Annotated in this window: 22 protein-coding genes; 11 read left to right on the top strand and 11 right to left on the bottom strand. The window is 72.7% G+C overall.

Annotated features, from left to right (window positions below; translation table 11 throughout):
* Window positions 1-2334: a hypothetical protein gene (locus tag POL25_RS14950; RefSeq protein ID WP_272086683.1), complete on the top strand. Its 2334-nt coding sequence runs from the start codon at window positions 1-3 to the stop codon at window positions 2332-2334.
* A 217-nt stretch (window positions 2335-2551) separates the two neighbouring features.
* On the opposite strand, the gene POL25_RS14945 is transcribed toward POL25_RS14950, so the two are convergent.
* The 4 genes from POL25_RS14945 to POL25_RS14930 all read right to left on the bottom strand — a co-directional run bounded on the left by POL25_RS14945 (window position 2552) and on the right by POL25_RS14930 (window position 7824).
* The gene (locus tag POL25_RS14945) at window positions 2552-3877 is read right to left on the bottom strand and encodes a DUF1552 domain-containing protein (RefSeq protein ID WP_272086682.1); all 1326 of its coding nucleotides are present in this window, start codon (window positions 3875-3877) and stop codon (window positions 2552-2554) included.
* A gap of 262 nt (window positions 3878-4139) precedes the next feature.
* On the bottom strand, window positions 4140-5768 hold the full coding sequence (locus tag POL25_RS14940; protein ID WP_272086681.1) for a DUF1592 domain-containing protein: 1629 nt from the start codon (window positions 5766-5768) through the stop codon (window positions 4140-4142).
* Between the two features lie 15 nt (window positions 5769-5783).
* The gene (locus POL25_RS14935; protein WP_272086680.1) at window positions 5784-6398 is read right to left on the bottom strand and encodes an MYXO-CTERM sorting domain-containing protein; all 615 of its coding nucleotides are present in this window, start codon (window positions 6396-6398) and stop codon (window positions 5784-5786) included.
* Window positions 6399-6720: 322 nt separating this feature from the next.
* Window positions 6721-7824, bottom strand: a complete 1104-nt coding sequence (locus POL25_RS14930) for a cytochrome-c peroxidase (protein ID WP_272086679.1) — start codon at window positions 7822-7824, stop codon at window positions 6721-6723.
* Between the two features lie 140 nt (window positions 7825-7964).
* Here POL25_RS14930 and POL25_RS14925 point away from each other — a divergent pair, with 140 nt between their 5' ends.
* The 5 genes from POL25_RS14925 to POL25_RS14905 all read left to right on the top strand — a co-directional run bounded on the left by POL25_RS14925 (window position 7965) and on the right by POL25_RS14905 (window position 14922).
* Entirely contained in the window at window positions 7965-8438 is a 474-nt protein-coding gene (locus tag POL25_RS14925) for a hypothetical protein (RefSeq protein ID WP_272086678.1), read from the top strand.
* A 53-nt stretch (window positions 8439-8491) separates the two neighbouring features.
* Window positions 8492-10141 (top strand): ATP-binding protein, encoded by a 1650-nt coding sequence (locus POL25_RS14920; protein ID WP_272086677.1) that lies wholly within the window; start codon window positions 8492-8494, stop codon window positions 10139-10141.
* 63 nt (window positions 10142-10204) lie between these two features.
* The gene (locus POL25_RS14915) at window positions 10205-10912 is read left to right on the top strand and encodes a hypothetical protein (RefSeq protein WP_272086676.1); all 708 of its coding nucleotides are present in this window, start codon (window positions 10205-10207) and stop codon (window positions 10910-10912) included.
* A gap of 58 nt (window positions 10913-10970) precedes the next feature.
* Window positions 10971-14165, top strand: a complete 3195-nt coding sequence (locus POL25_RS14910) for a hypothetical protein (RefSeq protein WP_272086675.1) — start codon at window positions 10971-10973, stop codon at window positions 14163-14165.
* Window positions 14166-14172: 7 nt separating this feature from the next.
* The gene (locus tag POL25_RS14905) at window positions 14173-14922 is read left to right on the top strand and encodes a patatin-like phospholipase family protein (protein ID WP_272086674.1); all 750 of its coding nucleotides are present in this window, start codon (window positions 14173-14175) and stop codon (window positions 14920-14922) included.
* A 186-nt stretch (window positions 14923-15108) separates the two neighbouring features.
* Here POL25_RS14905 and queG read toward each other — a convergent pair whose 3' ends face one another.
* From queG to POL25_RS14890, 3 genes are all read right to left on the bottom strand, one after another.
* Window positions 15109-16425 (bottom strand): tRNA epoxyqueuosine(34) reductase QueG, encoded by a 1317-nt coding sequence (gene queG, locus POL25_RS14900; RefSeq protein ID WP_272087255.1) that lies wholly within the window; start codon window positions 16423-16425, stop codon window positions 15109-15111.
* The gene (locus tag POL25_RS14895) at window positions 16425-17027 is read right to left on the bottom strand and encodes an NUDIX hydrolase (protein WP_272086673.1); all 603 of its coding nucleotides are present in this window, start codon (window positions 17025-17027) and stop codon (window positions 16425-16427) included. The genes queG and POL25_RS14895 overlap by 1 nt, the downstream gene beginning before the upstream one ends.
* Before the next feature lie 221 nt (window positions 17028-17248).
* On the bottom strand, window positions 17249-18634 hold the full coding sequence (locus POL25_RS14890; protein ID WP_272086672.1) for a metal-dependent hydrolase family protein: 1386 nt from the start codon (window positions 18632-18634) through the stop codon (window positions 17249-17251).
* A gap of 152 nt (window positions 18635-18786) precedes the next feature.
* Here POL25_RS14890 and POL25_RS14885 point away from each other — a divergent pair, with 152 nt between their 5' ends.
* The 5 genes from POL25_RS14885 to rimK all read left to right on the top strand — a co-directional run bounded on the left by POL25_RS14885 (window position 18787) and on the right by rimK (window position 21915).
* On the top strand, window positions 18787-19191 hold the full coding sequence (locus tag POL25_RS14885) for a YkgJ family cysteine cluster protein (RefSeq protein ID WP_272086671.1): 405 nt from the start codon (window positions 18787-18789) through the stop codon (window positions 19189-19191).
* 3 nt (window positions 19192-19194) lie between these two features.
* The gene (locus tag POL25_RS14880; RefSeq protein ID WP_272086670.1) at window positions 19195-19812 is read left to right on the top strand and encodes a hypothetical protein; all 618 of its coding nucleotides are present in this window, start codon (window positions 19195-19197) and stop codon (window positions 19810-19812) included.
* Window positions 19813-19967: 155 nt separating this feature from the next.
* A complete protein-coding gene (locus POL25_RS14875; RefSeq protein ID WP_272086669.1) occupies window positions 19968-20399 on the top strand; it encodes a hypothetical protein in 432 nt (143 codons plus the stop codon).
* A 155-nt stretch (window positions 20400-20554) separates the two neighbouring features.
* A complete protein-coding gene (locus POL25_RS14870; RefSeq protein ID WP_272086668.1) occupies window positions 20555-21007 on the top strand; it encodes an ATP-dependent zinc protease family protein in 453 nt (150 codons plus the stop codon).
* Window positions 21004-21915, top strand: coding sequence for a 30S ribosomal protein S6--L-glutamate ligase (rimK, locus tag POL25_RS14865; RefSeq protein WP_272086667.1), 912 nt, complete (start codon window positions 21004-21006; stop codon window positions 21913-21915). Before POL25_RS14870 ends, rimK begins: the two co-directional genes overlap by 4 nt.
* A gap of 677 nt (window positions 21916-22592) precedes the next feature.
* Here rimK and POL25_RS14860 read toward each other — a convergent pair.
* Genes POL25_RS14860 through POL25_RS14845 form a run of 4 tightly spaced genes read right to left on the bottom strand, consistent with a single transcriptional unit; the run spans window position 22593 to window position 24521 of the window.
* Window positions 22593-22934: an ATP synthase F0 subunit C gene (locus POL25_RS14860; RefSeq protein WP_272086666.1), complete on the bottom strand. Its 342-nt coding sequence runs from the start codon at window positions 22932-22934 to the stop codon at window positions 22593-22595.
* 41 nt (window positions 22935-22975) lie between these two features.
* On the bottom strand, window positions 22976-23731 hold the full coding sequence (gene atpB / locus POL25_RS14855) for a F0F1 ATP synthase subunit A (protein WP_272086665.1): 756 nt from the start codon (window positions 23729-23731) through the stop codon (window positions 22976-22978).
* Between the two features lie 35 nt (window positions 23732-23766).
* Window positions 23767-24183 carry an ATP synthase subunit I gene (locus POL25_RS14850; RefSeq protein WP_272086664.1) on the bottom strand — a complete coding sequence of 139 codons (417 nt, stop codon included), beginning with the start codon at window positions 24181-24183 and terminating at the stop codon, window positions 23767-23769.
* A gap of 2 nt (window positions 24184-24185) precedes the next feature.
* A complete protein-coding gene (locus tag POL25_RS14845; RefSeq protein ID WP_272086663.1) occupies window positions 24186-24521 on the bottom strand; it encodes an AtpZ/AtpI family protein in 336 nt (111 codons plus the stop codon).
* Between the last annotated feature and the right edge of the window lie 2 nt (window positions 24522-24523).

The following is a 24523-nucleotide window of genomic DNA, read 5'->3' as shown; positions in this document are numbered from 1 at the left end:
ATGCGACGACTCGCGCTCGTGGTGATTTTCGCGGCCGGGTGCAGGCCGGCCTCCACGGCGACGACGAAGCCCGAGGCGCGCGCGACGGCGCCGGCGCAGGCGGGCGACCCGGAGCTCGAGGCGGTGGCCGCGAAGCTCGACCCGGGGCCGCAGCCGCCGCTGCACGAGGTGCTGCCGCCGTGGCTCAAGGCCAGGGTCGAGTCGTCGCTGACCGGCGACCCGAAGTCGCCGAAGCGGATCGCCGAGGCGCGCGAGGCGATCGCGGCGTGGGACAAGCTCGATACGCGCGACGCCGGATCGATGATGCAGACGGCGCTGCTGTTCGCGCGCGGGCTGATCCTGGCGGAGCGCGCGGTGGTGGCCGGCAGCGACGATCCAGAGCTGCTGGCGGCGCTGACGAAGGCGTACGGGGTGGTCGACAGCCTGCGGCTGTTCCAGCGCAGCGCGCTGTTCGGTCAGCTGCTCGAGCTGGCGATCGCTACGGCGCGCAAGGAGGCCCAGCTCGAGGCGCAGCAGATCGAGGAGGCGCTGGCGGCGGCGGGCCGGGCGGTCGAGCGGGCGCCTTCGCTGCACATGCACGTGACGGCGCGACTGCTGCGCGAGCACCCGCGTCACCCGACGGTGCCGGAGGTGCTGGTGCGCGCGAGCCAGGCGAAGCGAGAGGCCGAACAGTTCGCGGAGGCGGTGGCGCTGCGCCGGCTGGCGGTGCAGCGCAAGGGCGCGCGCGCGACCGGGGGCGACTACGCGGAGCTGACGGGGTCGTGCCTGACGGCGCTCGACCTCGCGTGCGCCGAGGAGGCGCGCGCGCTGGCGGCGGCGCGCGGGCCCGAGGAGGCCGGCGAGGCCAAGGCGGCGGCGTTCGCCAAGCGACTGGCGGATCTCGACGCGACAGCGACGCTGGTGCGACGCGTGGCGGAGATCGGGCAAACGCCAGAGCTGACGCTGCAGCTCGAGCGCGGGCACCTGCTGCTGAAGCTGAACCGCCTGGGCGACGCGGAGGCGACGTTCAAGGCGATGGCGACGGCGCACCCGAGCGACGCGCGCCCGCTGACGGGGCTGGCAGTGGTGGCGCTGCAGCGCAACTTCGATCTGGCGATCGCGACCCGCCACGTCCGCGCGGCCCGCGAGCTGGCCAATCACGACCGGCTCTACTACGAGGTCGCGCTCGGTACGGTGCCGCTGGTGATGATCGGCGAGCTCGCCACCCAGATGACGCGCGCGCCCGAGGCACCGCCGCCGAACCTCGACGCGCAGCTGGCGGAGCTGATGGCGCTGGTCCACGGCTTCCGCGCTCACGACCCGGCGCGCGCGGCGGTGCTCGAGCTGTTGTTCACGCTGACGCGCGAGGCGATGCCGAAGTTCGTGGCCAAGCAGCGCGCGCCGGCGCTGGCGCTGCTGCGCAAGCTGCCCGAGCAGGCGCTGGCGCTGACGCGCAAGTTCCCGGAGTCGCGCGACGCGTGGCGGCTGGTGTTCTCGAGCACGCGGCTGCTCGCCGATCCGCGCAAGGTCCGGCTGCTGGCGAGCGCGCCGCTGCCGGCGACGCTGCAGGAGGATCCGGATCTGCGGCTGCAGCAGGCCCGCGCGCAGCTGGCGGGGGCGCTGGCGTGGGAGGACGAGGAGCTGCTGCTGACGGCGGTGAAGTCGGTGAAGAGCCTGCCGAGCGGGGTCGATGCCGACGCGGCGGCGTTCTTCAACGCGACGGTGGACGCGATCGCGGGCCGCGAGGGCGAGAAGGCGTTGCTGCAGCGAGCGTTCGACGGGTTCACGGCGCTGGCCGAGCGCAAGACCGGGAAAGATCGGGCGCTGGCGCTGAACAACGCGGCGCTGGTGGTGGCCTTCTCGGGCGACCTGCCGGCGGCGATGACGATCCTCGAGCGCGCGGCGGCGGCCGACGGGGACGAGCTGGCCGCCCGCCTCAACGCGGGGGCGCTGGCGTTCCGCATGCAGAGCCTCGAGGGCCTGCCGGAGCTGTTCGCGAGCGTGGCCGCAGGTGCGGGCACCTCGAGCCTGCGGCTGCAGGCGCGCGCGTGGCTGGTGGCGCTGGCGGAGGCGGGCCACGGCGACGTGGCGGTGACGCGCGAGGAGTTCGCGACCGCGAAGCGCGAGGAAGAGGCGAACGAGTTCCGCGGGCGGGTACCGCTCGGTCGCTGGGGGGTGGTCGAGCAAGGCGACTTCAAGGTGTCGCTGGGCTACTCCTCGAAGGAAGGGCTGGTGCTGCTCGACGAGGTGGAGCAGCGCTGGTGGCTGGTGGTGCCGCCAGCGAGGATGGACTCGCTGCTGGCGGAGAAGCAGGGGCCGAAGAAGAAGAAGGCCGTGAAGCAGACGAAGCCGTGAGCGCAGGCGCCGAGGGGGGTGGCGTCCCGGAGAGCGTCGGGTCGGTGTCTTAGGAGGTGACCGTCGAGGTCGAGGGCGACTCCGTAGGTCATGAGGTTGGTGTTTGTGAGCGCAGCCGTCGAGGTCGTGGGCGCGACTCCGGAGGTTGTCTTATTTGGTGTCCCAGTAGACATGTCCTCGAGGACATGTTCTGTGGACACATCTCCTGGCGAACCCGTCAGGCGTCGAGGCGCAGGCCGGTCAACGGGCCGTCGCCGTCCTCGCCGAAGCGGGTGTCGGGCAGGCCGAGGGCCTGGAGGAGCGAGACGTAGAGGCGCGCCAGCGGGGTGCCTGTCTCATAGGCCAGGTGACGGCCGCCACCCCACAGGTCGTCGCCGCCGGCCAGCAGGACCGGCAGGTCGTGGTGGGAGTGGCTGTTGCCGTCGCCGACGTCGCTGCCGAGCAGGACGATGGTCGAGCGCAGCAGGTCGCCGTCGCCGTCGGGGGTGTCGGCGAGCCGCTGCAGCAGGCGCGCGAACTGGGCCGCTTGCCAGGCGTCGACCTGGCGCAGGCCGGCGATCTTGCTGGCGTCGCCGGCGTGATGCGAGAGGTCGTGGTGGCCACCCTCGACGCCGAGGAAGGGGAAGGCGCGGTTGCTGGCGGCGTTGCCGAGCATGAAGGTGAGGACGCGCGTGCGGTCGCAGGCGAACGCGAGCACCATCAGCTCGTTCATGAGGTCGAGGTGGGCGAGGAAATCGGCGGGCTCGCCGGGCGGGCTGGCGGCCGGACAGGCGCCAGCGGGGGCGTCGACCTGGCGCTCGAGCGCGCGCAAGCCCGCGAGGTAGGCGTCCAGACGGACGCGATCGCCGACGCCGAGGTCGCCCTCGAGGTCATGAATGTCGGCGAGCACGACGTCGAGCACGGAGCGCCGCTGGGCCCGCCGCCGGGCCCGCGCGGCCGCGCTGGCGCCGGGATCGTCGCCGGCGAGGAGGAGGTCGAAGGCGAGCCGCGGCGAGGTGAGCTTGGGCAGCGGGGTGGTGGACGAGGACCAGGAGATCGATCGGTGATAAGCGCAGGCGAAGCCGATGTCGCAGGCGCCGAAGGAGCCGCCGCCCTCGCACCCGAGCTGCAGCGAGTCGAGCGGGGTGGCGCCGGCGATCGCGGCGGCGTATCGCTGGTCGAGCGAGACGCCGACGTGCAGATCGACCTCGGAGCGCCGCGCCTTGCGAGCGGTGAGGAAGGCGGCCGTGCCCGAGGCGTGCGAGCCCGGCAGCTCGGGCAAACCAGGGGCGTTGGCGAGGCCGGAGAAGACGATGACGCGCTCCTTGACCGGGGCGAGGGCGGCCAGCGAGGGCGAGAGCTGCAGCACCGGGTCGGACGCGGGGAACCAGGCGTCGCCGCGCACACCGTTGGGCACGAAGTAACAGAGGAGCCGCCGCGGCCGCACGGGCCCGGCCGCGCGCGCAGGCGGGCGCATGACGTCGAGGAAGGGCAGACCGACGGCGACGGCGCCGCCCGCCAGCAAGGCGCGACGCGAGAGGCCCCGACGCGTGGCGGACTTCATGGGGCCTCCTGATGAGATGTCCGAGAGGACAGGTGAGATGTGCGAGCCATGCGCGGAGGAGTCGCGCACGGGGGCGATGAATCAAATGTCCGAGAGGACAGGCGAGCTGCGCGAGCAGGCGCTTTGAAGGGGAGGCTCATGGGGCCTCCGGATGGGATGTCCGCGAGGACATGTGAGGATGGAGGAGTCGCGCGCGGGGGTGACGAATCAAATGTCCGAGAGGACAGGTGATGTGTGCGCGCCGGCGCCTTGAAGAAGAGGCTCATGGGGCCTCCTGGGCGCGGCGGGCCCGGAACGGATCGCTCTGGACCACGGCCACGATCAGCGCGACCAGGTCGCGGTCGGCGGCGATGAACTTTTTATAAATGTTCGAGAGGACGGGTTGGTCCTCGGCGACCAGCGGGCGGCCGAGGGCGTAGGTCAGGACATGAGTGGCGACGCAGCGGGGGAAGCGGGGGTCGTCGGCGACGATCGCCGCCAGCTCGCGGACGTCGGCGAAGCGCTCGCCGGTGGGCAGCTCGCCGGCGGCGTCGATGAGCTCGCCGTGTTCGCTGCCGCGCCAGGCGCCGACGGCGTCGAAGTGTTCGAAGGCGAGGCCGATGGGGTCGAGGATCGCGTGGCAGCCGGCGCAGGCCGGATCGGCGCGGTGGTGGGCGAGGCGCTCGCGGGCGGTGCTGGCGTCGCTCACCGGCTGGGCGGCGGCCTCGGGCGGGGGCGGCGGTAGGGGCGAGCACAGCAGTTGCTCGAGCACGAAGCGGCCGCGGCGGGTCGGGGCGCTGGCGAACGGATAGGCGAGCACGGTCATCAGGCCTGGCTCGGTGAGCAGGCCGCGGCGCTTGTGCGGGCCGAGGTCGATGCGCGTGAATTCTCCGACGGCGACCTCGTCGGGCAGGTAGTAGAGCGCGGCCAGCTCGGCGTCGACGTGGGCGTGGGTGTCGAGCAGCAGGTCGCGGAGGTCGCGGCCGGGGACCAGGAACTCGCGGAAGCGGCGGCGCATCGCCTCGCGCATCGAGTCGCGCACGGCCTCGTCGTAGCGCGGGTAGCGGTGGGCGTCGCGGAAGATGTCGTCGAGGCCGCGGAAGTGCAGCCACTGGCCGGCGAAGCCGTCGACGAAGCCGGCCGCGCGTGGGTCGGCGAGCATGCGCTCGACTTGCTCGGCCAGCACCGACGCGTCCTGCAGGCGGCCGACGACGGCCAGCGCCAGCAGCTCGTCGTCGGGCGCGCTGCTCCACAGGAAGTAGGAGAGGCGCACGGCGAGGGCGTGGTCGTCGAGCCAGTGCGACTCGCCCGGCGCGCCGGCGTCGCGCTCCCAGCGGAAGGTGAACTGCGGCGACAGCAAGGCGGCCTCGATCACGAGGCGCAGGCCGGCGTCGAGCTCGGCGGGCTCGATGAGGGCCAAGTAGCGCTCGAGCTCGGCGCGTTCGGGCGGGCGCCGCCACGCGCGCGTGAGCAGCGACTCGACGATCGCGCGCAGGCACGGCGACGGATCGGCGGGCGCGGGCGTGCACACGTGCAGCGCCGCCCGGGCCGACTCGGAGCGCAGGGTCGCGTCGGCGATCGACTCCGCCGAGTGTTGGAAGATCTGGACCAGCAGCGAAGAGGGGGGCTGCGAGGTCGCCACCGTGTCGAAGCCGAGCGCTGGCGGATCGCCGGGGAACTCGCGCGCGAGTGATGCCTCGACCCCGAGGACGTCGCGCACGGTGTTGGCGTACTCGAAGGCGGTGAGGCGGCGGACCATGGCCTCGGGGACAGGTGGCGCCGCGGGCTCGGGCGCGCAGGCGACCGCGAAGATGCCGAGCAGCAGGAGGCCGATCGCTGCGCGCTCGCCGTGCCCGGGCGCTCGCTCGGTGGCGCGGCGGGTCGAGTCGGAGCTGGCGCTCGCGGATCGCATGGCTCGTCCTGGCGCTCAGGCGTGACGCCGGCGGCGCCACGGGGCGAACAGGGCGAACAGGGCCAGGCCCAGCACGTCGGCGGCGCCCGGGCCGGCGTTGCAGCCGCAGCCCTGCTTGTCGCCGTCGCCGCTGCCGCTGCTGTCGCTCTCGGTGTCGGTGGCGTCGGTGTCGGTGGCGTCGGTGTCGGCGCCGGTGCCGGTGGGCTGGCCGGTCGGGTCGGTGTCGGTGTCGCTGCCGGACTCGGTCTCGGCGCTGGTGGCCTTGACCTCGATCGTGATCTCGTGGACGTCGGTCCCGGCGATGACGTCGTTGCCGACGGCCTTCAGCACGTGGGTGCCGGGGGCCAGGGTCGCCTCGAACGTGCACGGCGGCGCTTCGGGGCAGGCGCCGACCTCGGCCTCGTCGATCCACAGCGAGACGTCGGTCGGGCTCGGGTAGCCCTGATGCTCGATCGTGACGGGGACGACGGCGTCGGGCGTGCCGTCGAAGCTGCTGCCGTCGGCGGGCGAGACGATGACGACCGAGGGTGGCTCGAAGTCGGTGTCGCTGGTGGTGACGAACTCGGCGGCGGAGGCCGGGGCGGCGGCGAGGAGGAGGAGCGCGGAGAAGCCAAAAATAAGGGAACGCATACCAGGACGGGGTTAGCCGGCCGGGCGAGGGGGGTCAAGTGTGACAGCGATGCCGCGGTCACGGCATGGATGGCATATGTTCGAAGGGACATGTCGCGCGGACGGGCTCGGGCTCGCGGGCTGCGGGCCCGCGTCCAGGGGCGATGAACAATGTGTCCTCGAGGACAGGGTATGTCCTCGGTGGCGACGCGCGTGATCGAACCGGTTGCAGCGGGTCGCTGCAGGCTCGCCGGCGGCCCGTCGGCCGGGCCGATGCCACGAAGACGAAGAGTCCCGCGCGGCATGGGCTGCTGCGCGGGACTCGGCGGGCGCGACGTTCCGATCAGTTCGGGTCGGGCTTGATGGTGTCGGGGCCGCTGATCGGCAGGTCCGGCAGCTTGATGTAGTCCATGTCGATCTTGCCGGTGAGGCTGTCGAGGAAGGCGATCAGGTAGGTCTTCTCCTCGTCCGAAAGCTTGCCCTTGGCGAGCTGGTACTCGGCCATGACGTCGAGCGCGTCGCCGAGCTCCTTGGCCGAGCCGTCGTGCAGGTAGGGCGCGGTCTTGGCGACGTTGCGCAGGCCGGGGACCTTGAACACGAACTTGTCCTCGGGCTTGTTGGTGACCTTGAAGCGGCCGACGTCCTTCGACTCGTACGGCTTCACGGCGCCGAGCTTCTGGTACATCGTGCCGCCGAGCGTCGGGCCGGTGTGACAGCTGACGCAGTTGAGCTCGATGAACAGCTCGAGGCCGCGGAGGGCGTCGGAGCTGAGCGCGGTCATGTTGCCGCCCAGGAAGTCGTCGAACGGCGCGGGGGTGACCAGGCCGCGCTCGAAGGCGCCGATCGCCAGCGAGATGTTGCGCGGGTTGCAGGGGTCGGGGTCGGCCGGGAAGGCGGCCTTGAACAGGTCGGCGTAGCCGGGCACCGACTTGACCGAGTTGACGCAGGCGGCCTCGTCGGCCAGCGCCATCTCGACCGGGTTCGTCACCGGCTTGAGCGCCTGGTCCTCGACGTCGGTGGCGCGGCCGTCCCAGAACTGGGCGATGTGCATGGCCGCGTTGTAGACGGTCGGGGTGTTGCGCTCGCCGCGTTGCTTCTTGTGGCCGGGCGAGGTCGCCTCGTGGTCGACGCCGTACTCGTCGAGCTTGTGGCAGCTGTTGCACGACAGGTCGTGGTTCTTCGACAGGCGCGTGTCGTAGTAGAGGATCCGGCCGAGCGCGACCTTCTCGAGGGTGATCGGGTTGTTCGGCGAATCAGCGGAGGCGGGCAGCGGCGCGAAGTACTTCTTGGCGGTATCGAGCAGCTGCGCGGCCGAGGGCACCGGCCGGCTCGCCTTCTTCTTGGGCGCGTCGGACTTGCTCTCGGACTTGCTCGCGACGGCAGGAGTTGGGGAGGCCTTGCCGGCGCCTCCTTCGCAGCCGGCTGCCGCGATAGCGGCCCCGAGCACGAGCAACGGGCCAAAGCAGGGAACTGTTGCGGAACGCTTGCGACGAACCATGACTGTTGCGACCATAGCGCACCGTGACCAGCTTTACGCGCACTCTGCAAACTGCGACCCTGGCGCTTTTCGGGGTCTCCCTGACACCCATGGCCGCGTGCGGCGGAGAGGACGCCGAGGACCGGCTGCCGCTCACGAACCGCGTGTGGCTGACCCAGGTGCCCAAGAAGGCGGGCGACACCGTCGGCGCCCTGGTGGTGTTCGAGGCCCGCGGCCGGCGCCAATTCGGCGCGCTCTACAAGGGTTCGCTGCTGCGGGGCTCGTTCGAGCTGTTCGAGTGGCAGCCCGACGAGCACGAGGGCCGGGCCCACATGCGCCTGCTGCAGGACGACAAGTCCGTGAAGATCCGCACCGAGACGTGCGAGCCGGACGCCGGCCTCGACAGCTGCATCATGCTGCACGGCGACCCGCTCGGGGCGGTCCGCTACCAGTCGAAGCGCATCTGGGGCCTGCGCGGGCGCCCGGCCGTCAACTCGCCGCTCGAGCTCGACATCGCCGGCGACGTGCGCGGCCTGCTGGCGGCCGACCCGGAGCTGGCGGCGCTGCTGGCCGAAGAGACATGAGTGACTGAGGACATGTTCTCACGGACAGGTCCCAAACGACAGGTCGGGCGAGCGTGAGCGACGTCGCCGCGCTGCTCGACCGACTGGTCGCGCAGTTCGAGGGGCCGTACGACTTCCTGCGCGAGCTGGTCCAGAACGCCCTCGACGCGGGCAGCGACCGCGCCGAGGTGGCGCTCGACGTCCACCCGGGCGAGTCGGCCGACCCCGACGAGGTGGTGTTCGAGCTGCGGGTGGCCGACGCCGGCGCGGGCATGGACGAGGCGATCGTCGACGGCGGGCTGACGCGGCTGTTCGCGTCGACCAAGGCCGACGACCGCACGATGGCCGGCGGGTTCGGCATCGGCTTCGTCAGCGTGTTCGCGTGGCAGCCCGAGGCGGTGGTGGTCCAGACGGGCCGCGCGGGCGAGGCGTGGGAGCTGACGTTCTACGCCGACCGCCGGTTCGACAAGCGCGCGCTGGCGGAGCCGTTCGAGGGCACGACGGTGACGCTGCTGCGCCGCGGCCGGGCGCCCGAGCGCGGCCCGATCGCCGAGGCGGTGCGCGACAGCCTGTGGCGCTGGTGCCGGTTCTGCAGGCTCGAGCTGTCGTTCGAGGACGTGGCCGGCGGCGAGGGTCCGGAGCTGATCCAGGACGCTCCGGCGCCGCCAGGGGCGCTGGCGGCGGTGGAGGCCCAGGCCGACGGGGCGATCCACGTGGCGTTCGCGGTCCCGCCGGCGGCGGTGATGCTGCGGCGCGGTCTGGTGCTGTCTCAAGGGACAGCCGCGGATCTGCTGGCCGACCTGCAGCCGCCGCCAGGGCCGACGCTCGAGCACCTGCAAGTCTGGGCCGACTCGCCGAACCTGCGCACGACGATGGCGCGCGACAAGGTGGTCGACGACCCGGGCCGCGCGGCGGTGCTGGGGAAGATCGCGCAGGCGATCGCGGGGCTGCGCGAGCGCCTGGTCGAAAGGACAGCCGAGGCGGCGGCCGAGCCGGGGCCGTGGACGCGCGCGCGCCACGACCACTACGCGTACCTGCACGCGCACCTGGCCCGCGAGCGCGGCCACCTCGGCGCGAGCCTAAGCGGGCGGCCGGTGCTGCGCGACCTGGCAGGGGGGCGGGCGCTGACGCTGGGGCAGCTGCAAGCCGCAGGGCGGCCGCTGCTGTGGGCGCCGCCGGGGACGAACGAGGCGGCGACGGAGCGGCTGCTGGCGGCGGCCGGGGCGGCCGGGGTGCCGGTGCTGGCGGCGGAGGCGGGCGATCTCGAGTGGTTGGGGCGCCTGGTCGAAGGGACAGGTCTGACGCTGGCCGAGCTCGGCCGCTGCTGCGCGCTGGTCGGCGAGGCGGCGGGCGAGGCAGAGCCGCTGCGAGCGGCGGTCGAGGCCGGGCTGCAGGCCGCGGGGGCGCCGGTGCAGCTGCGGGTGGGGACGGAGCCAGGCAGCGAGTCGCCGCGCGGCGGCGTGGGGGTGGAGCTGGGCCGCAGCCCGGAGGGGGTGCTGGTCTTGTGGACAGGTCAGCCGCTGGCGGGGGCGTGCTGGCGGGCGACGCCGCTGTGGCTCGACGCCGGTGAACCACTGCTGCGGGCGGCGGCGAAGAGCCATCCGGCCGAGCCGCGAGCGGCGGGACGCGGGCTGGCGCTGGCGATCCGCGCGCAGCTGAGCGAGGGGCCTCCGCCGGAGCGGGTGGCAGAGGCGATCGACGCAGGGCTCGGCCGGGCGGGCTGAGGTCGCGCTGCGCGAGGTCGCAAGATGGCGCGCGGAGTTGGGGCGTGCGACAGTCGCGGGACCGTGCACACGATCGCGAAGAGGTCGAACCTGGTGATGCTCGTCGGTACGTTGATGGGGAGCGGGTTGGCCTGCGGGCCGCTGCCGGCGGCGACGACGACGACGGACGGGACGACGGAGACCTCGAGCACGACGACGAGCACGGGCACGGGCACGAACACGAGCACGGCGCCGACGAGCACGACGTCGACGAGTGATACGACGACGAGTGATACGACGACCGGCGGGTCGTGCCTCGAGTTCGAGACGTCCGAGCGCCCGGAAGAGGAGGGGTTGCCGGTCCAGTTCACGTGCGGCCACACGACGGTGGTGTGCCCGTCGAACGGGGTCGCGGGGCTGTTCTCGTTCGAGGGCCCGCCGGAGTCGGAAGAGACGGTCAGCACGGAAGATCTGTCGCGGGTCCACTGCCTGATCGAGGCGCTGCGCGACCGCGTGATCGGCGAGGTCTCGTTCGAGCTGAGCTGGCCGGTGCTCGGCTCCGATCGAGTGACGCTCGAGATCGCGGGCGAGTTCGTGATCTCGCGCCGGGAGGTGGTCGAGGACTTTAATTATGAGTACGCCGAGGCGGCGCTATGGCTGGAGTCAGGGAAGGTGTTCGCCCTCTGCAGGGGGCAGAACACGGCGAGCGCGGCGTGGGGGTGCCTGCGACCGTATATCCTCGTCGATACGCAGCAGCTCAAGTGCGTGGCCGGGCCGCTCGTGTGCGAGTGACGGGGCGGAGTTGCGGTAGACTGACGGCCGTGGCGGGGCGGCGAGCGAGGGCGTGCGGATGAGCGAGCTGCACCCGAGCGTGGCGTTGGCGCTGGCGCGGATCCGCCGGGGCGAGGGCGAGGGCGGGGCGCTGCGGGCGTTCACGGTGGCGCGCACGGAGGCGGTGCTGCGCCTGCGCGAGCTGCCGCGGCCAGGGGCGTGGCACTTCACGCAGCCGCTGGTGCGGGCGGCCAACGCGGTGGCCAGCGGGGCGCGTGGCTTCGCCAAGGAGCAGGAGCAGGGCGAGCTGCGCACGCTGACGCTGACGTTCGCGACGGGCGGCTTCGATTTCACGGGGGTCGACCTGCGCGGGCTGGTGCTGGCGGCGGCGGAGGGTGATTCGGACATGTCCGAAGGGACATGTGCGATGGGGCAGTTCGCGGCGTGGCGCCGGCTGGTCGGAGCGGGGGTCAACGAGGCGCTGGCAGGGTCGCCGGTGGCGGTCGAGGTGCGGACTTCGGCGGGGGCGGTGCGATATGTCCGTAAGGACAGCTTCGCGGCGGGGCAGGATCCGTACGGCGAGCAGCGGTCGGCGGGGCGCTGCCTGCCGCAGGCGTTCGAGGTCGAGCTGCAGTGGCCGCGGCCGGGCTTCGGGCGCCGGCTGACGAGCTGGCTGGCGCGCCAGGCGAGCGCGGAGGCGGCGCTGACGGAGCTGTGGCTGGCGGCGCTGCCGGGGGCGGAGCCGAGCGAGAAGGCGAGCTCGTGGCTCCGGCTGGGGCGGCCGCTGCCGGGGCTCGAGGTGGCGCTCGGGACCGCCGAGGCGCCGATCGGGACGTGGGGCTGGGCGCCGCAGCAGGGCGGGCCATGGCTGGTGCGCGAGGGGGTGCGGCTGGTGTCGCTGGCGCCGGCGCTGACCCGCCTGGGGCTGACGCCGGCCGAGTTCGCGGGGTGGATCGATTGTCCGCGGATCCGGCTGACGGCGGACGAGGCGTCGGTGGCGATCGACGCCGGCTGCGAGCTGCTGGCGGCGTGGCTGCTCGACGCGCGGGCGCACAGCTTCCCGGACACGAGCGCGGCCGGGTTCGCGGTCCAGTGGCCGAGCGAGCTGCGCCACGTGCCGACAGTGTCGGGCCGGCCGGCGCCGCTCGAGCAGGTGGCGCAGCGCTGCCGTCAGGGCCGCGATCTGGTGTACGTGTGGCCGCATCAGGCGTCGTCGGTGCCGGAGGCGATCCGGGCGCGGGTGTTCGCGCTGTGGCCGTCGGAGCTGGCGCTGCTGCAGAAGGCGATCCCAGAGGCGCGGCCGGTGCCGGCGCGAGCGCTCGGCGAGAGCCCGCAGTTCGAGCGAGCTGACCTTTCAAACCTGTTCAAAAGTTCATTGCCTTCGAGCCAGGTGGCGATGGGGCCGGAGGCGAGCGTGATGACGCCGGCGGGGCGGGTGCAGTTGACGCTGGAGGCGTTCGTGCACCGGTTCGCGTCGGCCGAGGAGGGGGCGATCGCGCTGCTGTTCCACGAGCGGCGGGTGGCCCACGTGCGCGAGGCGGGGCGCACGATCGCCGGGGTGACGCTGGTGGCCAAGCTGGTCGGCGAGACGCCCGAGGCGCTGACGATCGACGGGCTGCGGGCCGAGAAGGGGCTCTTGAACGCGATCGCGGACAGCTGCAAGGCGGCGGCGCAGCGGGCGATCGCCGGGCTGTTGGCGCCGGCGCTGGCCCACGAGAGCCCGTGGGAGCTGCCGCTGGTGCGGGCGCAGGCGGGGGCGCTGACGGGGGCAGGGCTGGCGGTGCGCTACCGGCCGCGGCGCGAGCCGGGCGGGGCGGAGCTGGCGGAGCTGGCGTGGGACGAGTCACCGCTGCTGGCGCTGAAGGTCGGGCACGACATGGCGGGGCAGCCAGTGACGCTGCAGCAGGCGCTGGTCCGCTGCCGCGAGGTCGGCGGGATCGTGGTCGAAGATCCGAAGCAGCGCTGGACGACCTTCCGCTCGCGCGACCCACTCCACGAGCCGTGGGCGCTGAGCCGCGAGGGCCGGGCGCTGTGCGAGCGGGTGATCGGGGCAGCTGTCCTCTGGGACATGCCGACGACGCCGGAGGGGCACCTGCTGCCGGGGCCGGCGGAGGCGCAGCGGCGGCTGGTCCTCGGGCCAGGTGCGATCGAGCAGGCGCTGGCATCGCCGAAGCCGCCGCGGCTGCGGGCGGAGCTGCGGGCGCACCTGCTGGTGGCGGAGGGGCTGGGGCTGCCGGTGGCGGAGGTGATCGATGCGCCGCTGTGGATCCGCTACGACCCGCGCACGCTCGAGCCGGTGCGGATGGTGTCGCGCTCGGACGCGCGGACGGAGGGGCTGGGGCTGCTGCCGCCGGGGTCGGGGACGCGGGCGCTGGCGGGGCCGGTGCTGCTGGTGACGCCGGGCGAGGCGCGGCTGCTGCACGCGGCCGGGCACCCGCTGGCGGCGGCGGCGACGGGGACGGCGACGATGCACGCGCGGCCGAGCCGGGCGCCGCTGCGTCGCGCGGGCGGGGCCGGGCCGCCGCTGGCGGTGCTGCCGGTGGCCGACGCGCTGGGCCTGGGGGCGCTGCGGGTGGAGGCAGGGCCGGCCAAGATCGCGGTGTGGGGCGGAGGGCTGCACATCAGCGATGTCGAGCTGCCGCCGCCGCTCGACTGGATCGGCGGGCGCCTGGCGCTGACGCGCGAAGGGGCGCGGGCGGGCAGCGAGCGGCTGGCGGCGCAGGTGAAGGGGCTGGCCCGCGAGGTGGTCCGCACGGCGCTGCGCGAGCGGCTGCTGCACGCGCCGGGCTCGCCGCAACGGGCCGGGCTCGACGCGTTCCGCGAGCGCTGCGCGGCGCCGGGCTCACCTGTCGCAGAGTTTATGCGCGAACGGACAGGTATCGAAGGACATGCCCTTGCGGACATGTGCGCGCAGTCGCTGAAGCAGCACCCGCTGCGCCGGCTGCCCGCGGGGCCGCGCGGGTTCGAGGGGTTGTTGAAGCAGGCGCTGGTGCGGCCGGTGGCGGTGGAGGGGGCGATCCTGTCGTGGCAGGCGGCGCGACTGGGCAACGTGGAGGGGCGAGCGTGGTCGGTGGAGCTGGGGCGCCGCAACGCGGAGATCCAGCGCGCGCTGGCAGAGGAGGCATCGCACGACGCGCTGTTCGCGGCCGCTTCGCTGGCGCTGGCGCAGCTGTTCGCCGAGGCGCGCGCTCGCGGGCTGCCAGGGTCCGGGCTTCCCGAGGAGCTGGTGGCCGGCTATCGTGTCCTGGCGTTGCTGTACGCACATGTCCCTTGAGTCATCCATGACGCACGCCTCCAATCGCGAGTGGCTGGCCGCCGAGCCGTTCACGCTGGCCCTGTCGGCCGGGTTCTTCGGCTTCTTCGCCCACACGGGGGTGCTGCAGGCGCTCGAGGAGGCCGGGCTTTCGCCGCGGCGGATCGTGGGGGTGAGCGCGGGGGCGCTGGCGGGCGGGCTGTGGGCTTCGGGGCTGTCGGCGACCGAGCTGGCGGAGGAGCTGCTGCGCCTGCGTCGGGCCGATTTCTGGGACCCGGGGCTGCCGCTCGGGGGGCTGCTCAAGGGCGGGAAGTTCGCGGCGAAGCTGCGCTCGCTGCTCGACGACCGCGGGGTCCGCAAGGTGGAGGACTGCCGGCTGCCGTTCGCGGCGGTGGTCTACGACGTGGGCTCGCGCCGGGTCCGGGCGGTCGACCAGGGGCCGCTGGGTCCGGCGATCCAGGCGTCGTGCACGGTGCCGCTGATGTTCCGCCCGCTGCGCCACGAGGGCCGACTGCTGCTCGACGGCGGGGTGGCGGACCGGCTGGGGCTGTGCGCGCTGAAGCCGGGCGAGCGAGCGCTCCACCACGCGCTGCGCTCGCGCAGCCCGTGGCGCGGGCTGTCGGCCGGGGTGCCGCACGGGCTGTCCGATGGGCCAGGCCGCAAGGTGCTGATGGTCGACGACCTGCCGCGAGTGACGCCGTTCCGCCTCGACGCGGGACCGGCGGCGCTGCGCAGCGGGCACGCGGCGATGACGGCGTGGCTGGCGGGGCGGAGCTGAGGCTGTCCGAAGGGACGTCGGTCAGCAGGGCTGCGGCGATGAGGCCGGGGCAGGCGGCGCGGGGATGAGGCAGTTGTAGGTGTGGTTCACAGAGATGGCGTGAAGGACATGTTCTTGGGAGCATGTCCTTCCGACAATGTCTTCAAGGACATGTCATAAAGTTTGAAAGACGACGGGCGCCGGGAGTCAGTCGTCTTCCTGCTCGCGGGCCTCGGCGGCGGCGAGGGCGGCGGCGGCTGCTGCCTCGCGTTCGCGGCGGATCTGCTCGAGCTCGGGGGTCAGGGCCTGCTCGTCGAGGCCGCGGCGGGCGGCGGCCCAGCGGGCGGCGTCGTGGACGCGTGAGTCGGGCTCGAGCAGGCCGGCGGCGAAGGCGTGGCGCTCGTCGGGGTCGGGGGCGCCGGTGCGGTTGCCGAGCGCGAGCAGGGCGTTGCGGCGCATGAGGCGGTGGGGGATTCGCCGCAGGGCGGTGTGGCGGACGAAGCCGCGGTACTGGGCGCCGCCGAGCGCGGCCATGGCGGTGACGGTGGGCGCGGGCCGGGGCGCGGGCGGGAGCCAGGCGACCGTGGGGATCCGCGCATTGCGGCCGAGGCCGGCGTTGTAGGGGCAGACCTCCTGGCACACGTCGCAGCCGGCCAGGCGCTCGCCGAACTTTTCGGACATGTCCTCGGGGACAGGCCCGCGGTGCTCGATGGTGAGGTAGCTGAGGCAGCGCCGGGGGTCGAGCTGGCCAGGGGCGTCGAAGGCGGCGGTGGGGCAGGCGTCGAGGCAGCGGGTGCAGGCGCCGCAAGCGTCCCACGGGACGCCCCGGGGCGGGGCGGAGGGAGGTGGTTCGGACCAGTCGGCGGTGCAGAGGAGCTCGCCGAGCAGAACGTAGCTGCCGAGGCCAGGGACGATGAGGCAGCCGTGCTTGCCGATGAAGCCGAGGCCAGCGAGGGCGGCGGCGCTGCGCTCGAGGACGGGCTTGGTGTCGACGCAGATCAGGCTGCGTACGCCGGGGAGCTCGGCGTGCAGGGCGGCCTCGAGGGCGATGAGGCGCTGGTGGACGACGGTGTGGTAGTCGACGGTGCGGGCGTAGCGGGCGATCGGGCCCGGCTCGCCGCCGTAAGGGACGGCGGCGACGAGCATGGTGCGCGCGCCAGGGAGCATGCCGGACGGATCTTTGCGCAGGTCGAGGGTGCGCGGGATGAAGTCCATGTCACCAGCCTTGCCGGCGGCGACGTAGGCGTCCAGAGCGGCGCGCGCAGGGACGAAGCCAGGATGGTCGAGGCGGACGACGCCGAGTTTTAATAGGCCGCTCGCCTCGGCGACGGCGGCGAGGCGGGCGAGGATCGCAGGGGTGAGGGTGAGTGAGGTGTCCTCGGGGACAGGTGAGACGGCGGGGGCGAGTGAGGTGTCCTCGGGGACAGGTTGTGCGCTGCCCGGCGGGTCCGAAGCGAGTCCCTTCGGCGCGTGGGAGGTCGCAGAGAGATCCAGTGAATCCCTGTCTTTGGGGACAGGCGGCATCACGGCGCCTCGGGCGGGCGGGCAGGGGCGAGGTCGAGGCGCTGCAGCAGGTCGTAGACGATGCGGGCCGTGGCGCCCCACAGCGGGGGTTCGTGGATCTGGAACTCGTGCAGCTCGTAGCGCTGGCCCTGCCACTCGCGCTCGCCGGCGAAGCGGTAGAGGGCGGGGTCGGCGACGCGGCGGAAGGACGGCATGAGGACGGCGGTGACCTCGGCCTCGGCGTGGGTGGGGACGAAGGGGCCGTCGACGAGGCCGACGAAGGGGATGATGAGGTAGCCGGTGGGGACGGGGACGGGGCTGAGGCGGCCGAGGATGGTGACCCGCTCCGGCGGCAGGGCGACCTCCTCCCAGGCCTCGCGCAGGGCGGTGGCGACGAGGTCGCGGTCCTCGGGGTCGGGCTTGCCGCCAGGGAAGGCGATCTGGCCGGGGTGGTTGCGCAGGTTGCCGGCGCGCTCGATGAGGAGGAGGCGGGGGCCGTCGCCGGGGGTCTCCTCGATCAAGATCGGGGCGAGCACTGCCGCGTGGCGGAGCGGCGCGGGGTCGGGCAACGGGTCGCCGATGGGGTCGAGCCGCAGGCTGAGGTCGCGCGGGAGGGAGTGCACGCGCGCGAAGTTTGGCACATCACCAGGCGGGCGGCCGCACGGGACGACCGGCCCGGTGACTCGCGCGGGGCGCCCCTGCACGCTCGGGGCGTGCTCAGGCGGCGGCTGCACGGGACGACGGCCCTGGGCGACGCGCGCGCGGCCTCCTGCACGCTCGGGGCATCATCAACAGGCGGATGGCTGCACGGGACGACCGCCCTGGACGACCCGCAGGCTCGGTATCACCAGGCGGGTGGCCGCACGGGACGACCGCCCTGGACGACCAGCGCGGGGCGCTCGAGCACGCGGATGTCGGTGAGGGGGTCGCCGTCGACGACGAGCAGGTCGGCGATGAAGCCGGGCTTGACCTGGCCGAGGTCGCGCAGGCCGAGCAGCTCGGCGGCGCTGCGGGTGGCGGCGACGATGGCGTCCTTGGGGGCCATGCCGAGGTCGACCATGACGGCGAACTCGCGGGCGTTGTCGCCGTGGGGGAAGACGCCGGCGTCGGTGCCGAAGGCGATCTTGACGCCGGCCTTGACGGCGCGGGCGAAGCTGTCGCGCATGCGCGGGGCGATGAAGCGGGCCTTGGCGGCGCTGTCGGGCGCGAGCTTGCCGGTCTCGGCGGCCTGCTCGACGACGCGGCCGACGTAGACGGTGGGCACGAGGAAGGTGCCCTTCTTCTTCATGAGGGCGATGGCGTCGGCGTCGAGCAGGCTGCCGTGCTCGATGCTGTGCACGCCGGCGCGCACGGCGTCCTTGATGCCCTCGGTGCCGTGGGCGTGCGCGGCGACCTTGCGCCCGGCGCGGGCGGCCTCGTCGACGATGGCGGTGAGCTCGGCCGGGGTGAGCTGCGGGTCGCCGACGCCGTCGCCGGAGCTGAGCACGCCGCCGGTGGCGCAGACCTTGATGACGTCGGCGCCGAGCTTGATCTGGTGGCGCACGGCCTTGCGCACGTCGTCGGGGCCGTCGGCGATGCCGGCGCGAAAGTCGGGCGGGCCGCCGAAGACTTCGGGGCGCAGGCCGTTGGTGTCGTCACAGTGGCCGCCGGTGATGCCGATGGCGTGGTTGGCAGCGACGATCCGCGGGCCGGCGATCCGTCCGGCGGCGATGGCGTCGCGCAGGCTGCGGATGGCGAAGGTGCCGCCGACGTCGCGCACGGTGGTGAAGCCGGCCAGCAAGGTGGCGCGCGCGTGGGCGACGCCGCGCAAGGCGAGGTCGGCGTCGCTCTCCTGGACCTCGAGCATGACGGCCTCGGCGTGCGAGGCGGGCATGTGGCCGAGGAGGTGGGTGTGGGCATCGATGAGGCCGGGCAGGAGGGTGCGGCCGCCGAGGTCGATGACGGCGGCGCCAGCAGGCGCGGCGAGGCCCTTGCCGATCTCGGCGATCCGCCCGGCCTTGAGGAGGATGTCGACGCCGAGCTGCGGGGCGCCGCCGCTGCCGTCGATGAGCCGGGCGTTGCGCAGGAGGAGGGCCTCGGCGGCGGCTGTCTCCGGGGACAGGTCGGCGGCGCGCACGAGCGGGGCGTCGCGCTCGGGGACCGGACATACGGCCGCGGGCTGGGGCGGCGGCGCCGGCCTCGCGGCGCAGGCGGAGAGGATGGCGCTGGCGAGGAGCAGGCGAGGCAGCACGCCCGGATGATGCCACGCCCGGGGGGCTCGACGCGGGCGACGAGCGCGGCGGCGATCGGCCGGTGGCGGCGCCGCGGAGGCTCGACGCGGGGTGAGCGAGGCGGCGCAGCGGGGGCTCGACGCGGGCGGCGAGCGCGGCGATAGTCCGGCCGATGGCGGCGCCCCCCGAGAGCGAGTGGCCTTACGAGGTGTCCGAGTTCGCGTGCCATCGCTGCGGCAACTGCTGCCGCGGCGACGGCGACGTGGTCCTGACGGCGGACGACGTGACGCGGCTGGCGGCCCACGCGGGGCTGGAGGAAGCGGCGTACCTGGCCCGTTATACGGTTCGGCGCGAGGACGGGGCGACCTGTCTGATCGACCAGGGGGACGCGCTGCGCTCGTGCGTGTACCTGACGCCGGAGAACACCTGCGAGGTGCACGCGCTCAAGCCGACGCAGTGCGTGGGGTTTCCGATGAAGTGGCGGCCAGGCGACGCGCTCGAGATCTGCGCCGGGCTGCGCGCGGCGGCCGGGCTGCCGTACCCGACGCGGCGGACGATGAACCGACGGACGGGGTGAGCGGTGGCCCGCAAGCAAGACCTGGCGCCGGCCGCGGTGGCGCCGCTGTTCTGGCTGTTCGCGCTGGTGTTCGCGGCGATGGTGTTGTCGCGGTTCGACGGCTTCGGCGGGCAAATCCCGGCGCAGGCCCACGCGGCGATGCTGTGGGCCTGCTTCCCGCTGCTGCTGGTCGCCGGCGCGCTCGAGGGGCGCCTCGACTACGGGGAGCACGCGCGCCGGATGCCGCGGTGGATGGCGATCGACTCGCGGCCGGTGCGCTACACGTTCGCGCTGGCGCTCACGTACGTCGGGCTGGTGACGCTGCAGGCGTTCGACGTGTCGCTGGGGATCGTCGACCCGCGGGCGCCGACAGGCTGGCCGCCGCAACAGCGGCTGCTGTGGTTCGTCGGGTTCTCGTTCGGCATGGGCTTCGCCAATTACCTGGCGGCGGCAGGGGTGCTCATCCCGGGGCTGCGCGTGCTGACGGCGCCCTTTTCGCGCCTGCCAGCGCCGCTCGGACTCGGGCTGCTGGTGGCGCTCGGGCTCGGGCTCGCAGCGGCGGCGTTCGAGCTGCTGGTGCACGGACCGGTCTGGCGCGCCGAGTTCACGGCGGCGGCGAGCCGCGCGTGGCAACCGGAGTAGCCGGCGGCAGGCCGCAGCGCTGGCGACGGGTGTTGCGGCGGCGATCGGTGCTCCGCTGCGAAATTGAATAATTTCAAGGAGAAACGCGACGGCGCGAGGATTGTAAAGGGGGCGGCATCCCGGTCCAGCAGCGGACCACAAAAGGATTCCCGGCCATGTCGATCTTCACCCGTATCCGCACGCTCACCCTCACCGCTCTCACCGCCGCGACCGTCGTCGCCCCCGGCTGTGACGATGCCGCGACCTACGAGTCGCTCGGTGTGACGGTCGAGGACCTCGAGGTGATGTCCGCCGAGGAGCTCGATGCGCTCGATGCGGAGCTCGAGGCAGGTCCGCTCGAGCTGACCGACGAGCGGCTCTTGACGCACCGGCCGCACCAGCGCCCGGAGGGGCTGAAGGAGCTCCGCAACCCGCTCGTGTTCACTCACACGGAAGGCCTCGGCGCCCGCGAGGGGCTGACGATCCGGCCGCGCCCGACGCACGCAGGCGAGGTCCCCGCCCCGGCCTCCGACGCGCTCGCAGCCGAGCCCGAGGAGCTCGGTCCGTGTGACACGCACGGCGAAGATGTCGAGTTCGCCGACGAGTGAGCAGACACAGTCACCACCTCACCAAAAAGCGTGAGGTCGCACGCCCCCCGCAGCGCGCTACGGTCGCGCCGGGGGGCGTGTGCTTGACCGTATCATCGAGTTCGGCAAGCGTTAGCCCTGGCGCACGCGCCGACGAGGTGAAGCGAGTGGTGGTGATGACGACGCTCGGGGTCGATGCCCTGGTGGTGCTCGGTTGGCGCGAGTGGGTGGCGTTGCCCGATCTGGGGATCGGCGCGCTCAAGGTCAAGGTCGATACCGGGGCCCGTACCTCCGCTCTGCACGCGTTTGGCGTCGAAAAGCTGCCGAACGCGAGGGTCCGCTTCCGCGTCCATCCGCATCAGAACCACGACGGCGACGCCGTGGTGTCGGAGGCGATGATGGTCGACGAGCGCGTGGTCCGGACCTCCGGCGGCCACAGCGAGCTGCGACCCGTGGTGCAGACGCCGATCCGCGTCGGCTCGCTCGAGTTCGACGTGGAGCTGACGCTGTCCAACCGAGCGCTGCTCGGCTTTCGTATGCTGCTCGGACGCGAAGCCGTGCGCGGGCGCTTCCTCGTCGACCCACAGCGGAGCTTCTGCTGCGGTCACAAGCTGCGGAGGGTGTCGTGAAGATCGCGATCTTGTCGCGTGACGGGTCGCTGTACTCGACCAGCCGCCTGCGCGAGGCGGCCGAGCATCGCGGGCACGAGGTGCAGGTGGTCGACTACCTGCGCTGCTACATGAACATCACGTCGAGCCGACCCCACGTGGTCTACCACGGCGAAGACCTGCGCGATGTCGACGCGATCATCCCGCGGATCGGGGCTTCCAATACGTTCTACGGGACGGCGGTGGTCCGCCAGTTCGAGATGATGGGGGTGTTCACGCCGAACCGCTCGCAGGCGATCTCGCGCTCGCGCGACAAGCTGCGGACGATGCAGATCCTGGCGGCGAAAGGCATCGGGCTGCCGATCACGGGGTTCGGCCACTCGATCAAGGACATCGAGGGCCTGCTCGAGGTGATCGGCGGACCACCAGTGGTGGTGAAGATGCTCGAGGGGACGCAAGGGATCGGGGTGGTGCTGGCCGATACGCCGGCAGCCGCTCGCAGCGTGATCGAGGCGTTCCGCGGGCTCGACGTGAACATCCTGGTCCAGGAGTTCGTGAAGGAAGCCGAAGGCGCGGACATCCGGGCGTTCGTGATCGGCAACCGGGTGGTGGCAGCGATGAAGCGCCAGGGCGCACCAGGCGAGTTCCGCTCGAACCTCCACCGCGGCGGGAAGGCGACGAAGATCAAGCTGACGCCGAAGGAACGCTCGACGGCGGTCCGCGCCGCCGCGATCCTGGGACTGAAGGTGGCAGGGGTCGATATCCTCCGCAGCCGCCGCGGTCCGGTGGTGCTCGAGGTGAACTCTTCGCCAGGGCTCGAGGGGATCGAGCGGACGACCGAGATCGATGTGGCGGACTCGATCATCGAGTACATCGAGCGGTCGGTGGCGGGGGCGGACCGCAAGAGCGAGATGCCCAGTCCCTACTGAGCTCGCTCGAGGGGGGCAGGCTGCTTCGCATATTGCCGACTGCGCCTCGCAAGGGGTCCGGGGGAGGGTCGGCGACGAGTTCAGCGTCTGGATGGACGCTCGTTCCTCGCGGCCATCCTGTCTCGTATTCGTCGCCGACCCTCCCCCGAACCCCGAGCACGGCTGCAGCCGTGAGAGGCCCGACCGCCGTCCTCGGCTCCGCTGCGAGGGACGCCCAGGCGGCGATCGGCGGCGCCTGTTCGTCGGCCAGGGCTGGCCGCCGAACAGACGCTTTCTCGCGAAAAGTTCGGCGTTCGTTCCGGCGAGACGAGGCGTTCGTCCCGGCGCGACGAGCGGGAGGCTGGCGACGACGAGGGCGTCGTCGCGGCGCGACGAGCGGGAGCCTGGCGACGACGAGGGGTCGGCGCGGCGCGACGAGCAGGAGGCGGGCGACGACGAGGGCGTTGTCGTGGCGCGACGAGCGGGAGGCGGGCGACGACGAGGGCGTGGTCGCGGCGGTCAGCTCGGCGGGGTGCGCCGGGGGATCATTCCTGATGCGCAGGTCGACCGCGATGTCCGATGGGACATGTCGCATCGGACATGCGCGAAAAGTCAGGCCTGAATTAAACACGAAGCCCCGCGGACGCGAGGTCCGAGGGGCTCGTGGAGGCCGAAGAGCCGGAGCGGCTCGGGGCTGCTCAGCCGCCGATCGTCGGGGCGACGTAGCCGCCGAGGGTGAAGGCGATGATGAGGGCGAAGATGACCAGCGACTCGATGAAGGCGAGGCCGAGGAGCATCGGGACGAGGACCTTGCCGGCGCTGTTCGGGTTGCGGCAGATGCCCTCGAGGGCGGCCGCGACGGCGCGACCCTGGCCCAGGCCACCGCCGAGCGCGGCGAGGCCGATGGCGATCGCCATGGCGAAGCCGTAGATCGAGCGCTCGGAGCCGGAGGTCTCGGCAGCACCAGCGGGAGCGGCCAGGACGATCGCGGGGACGAGGAAGGTGAACAGGAAGGAGGCGATCTTGGTGATGTTGCGCATGGGACAGCTCCGAAACGGCCAGGGCCGCGAGGACAGGGGGCTCAGTGCTCTTCGGCGTGCTCGACGGCGAGGCCGATGAAGATGATGGTCAGCAAGGTGAAGACGAGGGTCTGGACGATCGCCACGACCGTACCCAGCAGGAGGAACGGCAGCGGCACCAGCAGCGGCACCATCAGGGCGACCACGCCGACGACCTTGTGGTCAGCGACGATGTTGCCGGTGAGGCGCAAGGACAGCGAGACCGGACGGGCCAGGTGGCTGACGATCTCGATCGGCAAGAACAGGAAGAACAGCCAGGGGAACCCGCCGATCTTCGGGCCGAGGAAGTGAGCGAGGTAGCCGAAGCCGTTCCGCACCACGCCAGCGACGTTGTAGACGATGAAGACGATCAGCGCGAAGACGAGGTTGGTCTTCAGCGTGTCGGTCGGCGGCAACATGCCGGGGACCAGACCCTGGATGTTGCAGACGAAGATGAACAGCGCCAGCGTGCCGGTCAGCGGGAGGAACTTCTTGGCGTCCTCCTCACCCATGACGTCGGCCGAGAGGTTGTAGACCGCGCCGACGAAGCCATCGACCATCGCCGCCAGACCGAAGTTGCGCGGCGGGATCACCCCGCGCGAACTGTCCTGCAGGCTGGCGCGGTAGCGCAGCGCGGCGATGATCAAAATGATGAAGGCGAGGAGGGCGCCGGCGACGTGCACCAGCGTGAAGTGCGAGGCACCGAAGATCAGGAACGCCTTGTCACGGGCGAGATGCTCGGCGGCGCTGGACTCCAGGTGGGCCCAAAACTCGGGCATCAGGAGCGTGTACCAACTGTCGTGATCACCCATGTTCAGGCGTCCGGTTCGGGATCGTCGCGGGAGAGGTCGGCGCGGCTGTGGAGTGCCGCCAGGCAGAAGGCGGCCAATGCCGCCAGGACCCCTGCTGCGAGCCCCTCAGGTCGGCCGGGCATGTACCAAAGGACGGCGACGGTCGCAAGAGCAGCGACCGGCCAGCGCACCAGAGCGAGCACCGCTCCGCCGCCCCCGCCGGCGTGCCGCTGCGGGTCGGCCCGCGCCTCGCCCACCAGGCGCACCACGGCCCGCGCGAGCGAGGCGAGGTTGACGAAGCCGATCAGAGCCCCGGCGACGACGCTCCAACCCTGCTCGGCGCCCGCCAGCGCGGCTGCGAGGCCGGCCGCGATCGCGGTGAGCGTGAGCGTCCACAAATACACGCGGCGCCGTACGAGATCCCAGATCGCCGGATCCACGACTACCGGACCTCGGGATCGTCAGTCGACTCGTGACTTTGGTGACTTTGGGGACTGGCCCCGGCGGCCCGCGCCTCGGCCCGCTCCTCGGCCTCGATGCGGGCGCTGAACTTGCGGGCGGTGCGGACCACCGCCAGCCCGGCGGCGCTGATGCCGACCGCCAGGCCGATGTAGGTGGTCCACGGGGCCCAGTGCGTGACGTGACGCTCGAGGTACATGCCCCCAAACGCGCCGATGGCGATCGCCACGGCCATCTCGATGCCGACCGAGCCGGCCTCGGCGAGCTGGAACCACCGCGCCTGCTTGAGCAGCGGCTCTCTCTTGCGGCGTTCGGTCATGG

The organism is Nannocystis bainbridge (assembly GCF_028368995.1).
Taxonomy (GTDB): domain Bacteria; phylum Myxococcota_A; class Polyangia; order Nannocystales; family Nannocystaceae; genus Nannocystis; species Nannocystis bainbridge.
The sequence above is the reverse complement of the archived record's forward strand: the minus strand, read 5'-3'. Positions and strand labels throughout refer to the sequence as shown.

What these genes read in the sequence shown, in the direction of transcription:
- POL25_RS14950 (WP_272086683.1), top strand. Translation starts at nt 1, where the DNA reads ATGCGACGACTCGCGCTCGTGGTGATTTTCGCGGCCGGGTGCAGGCCG.
- POL25_RS14945 (WP_272086682.1), bottom strand. Translation starts at nt 3,877, where the DNA reads ATGAAGTCCGCCACGCGTCGGGGCCTCTCGCGTCGCGCCTTGCTGGCG.
- POL25_RS14940 (WP_272086681.1), bottom strand. Translation starts at nt 5,768, where the DNA reads ATGCGATCCGCGAGCGCCAGCTCCGACTCGACCCGCCGCGCCACCGAG.
- POL25_RS14935 (WP_272086680.1), bottom strand. Translation starts at nt 6,398, where the DNA reads ATGCGTTCCCTTATTTTTGGCTTCTCCGCGCTCCTCCTCCTCGCCGCC.
- POL25_RS14925 (WP_272086678.1), top strand. Translation starts at nt 7,965, where the DNA reads ATGGCCGCGTGCGGCGGAGAGGACGCCGAGGACCGGCTGCCGCTCACG.
- POL25_RS14910 (WP_272086675.1), top strand. Translation starts at nt 10,971, where the DNA reads ATGAGCGAGCTGCACCCGAGCGTGGCGTTGGCGCTGGCGCGGATCCGC.
- POL25_RS14905 (WP_272086674.1), top strand. Translation starts at nt 14,173, where the DNA reads ATGACGCACGCCTCCAATCGCGAGTGGCTGGCCGCCGAGCCGTTCACG.
- queG (WP_272087255.1), bottom strand. Translation starts at nt 16,425, where the DNA reads ATGCCGCCTGTCCCCAAAGACAGGGATTCACTGGATCTCTCTGCGACC.
- POL25_RS14885 (WP_272086671.1), top strand. Translation starts at nt 18,787, where the DNA reads ATGGCGGCGCCCCCCGAGAGCGAGTGGCCTTACGAGGTGTCCGAGTTC.
- POL25_RS14875 (WP_272086669.1), top strand. Translation starts at nt 19,968, where the DNA reads ATGTCGATCTTCACCCGTATCCGCACGCTCACCCTCACCGCTCTCACC.
- POL25_RS14870 (WP_272086668.1), top strand. Translation starts at nt 20,555, where the DNA reads ATGACGACGCTCGGGGTCGATGCCCTGGTGGTGCTCGGTTGGCGCGAG.
- POL25_RS14860 (WP_272086666.1), bottom strand. Translation starts at nt 22,934, where the DNA reads ATGCGCAACATCACCAAGATCGCCTCCTTCCTGTTCACCTTCCTCGTC.
- atpB (WP_272086665.1), bottom strand. Translation starts at nt 23,731, where the DNA reads ATGCCCGAGTTTTGGGCCCACCTGGAGTCCAGCGCCGCCGAGCATCTC.
- POL25_RS14845 (WP_272086663.1), bottom strand. Translation starts at nt 24,521, where the DNA reads ATGACCGAACGCCGCAAGAGAGAGCCGCTGCTCAAGCAGGCGCGGTGG.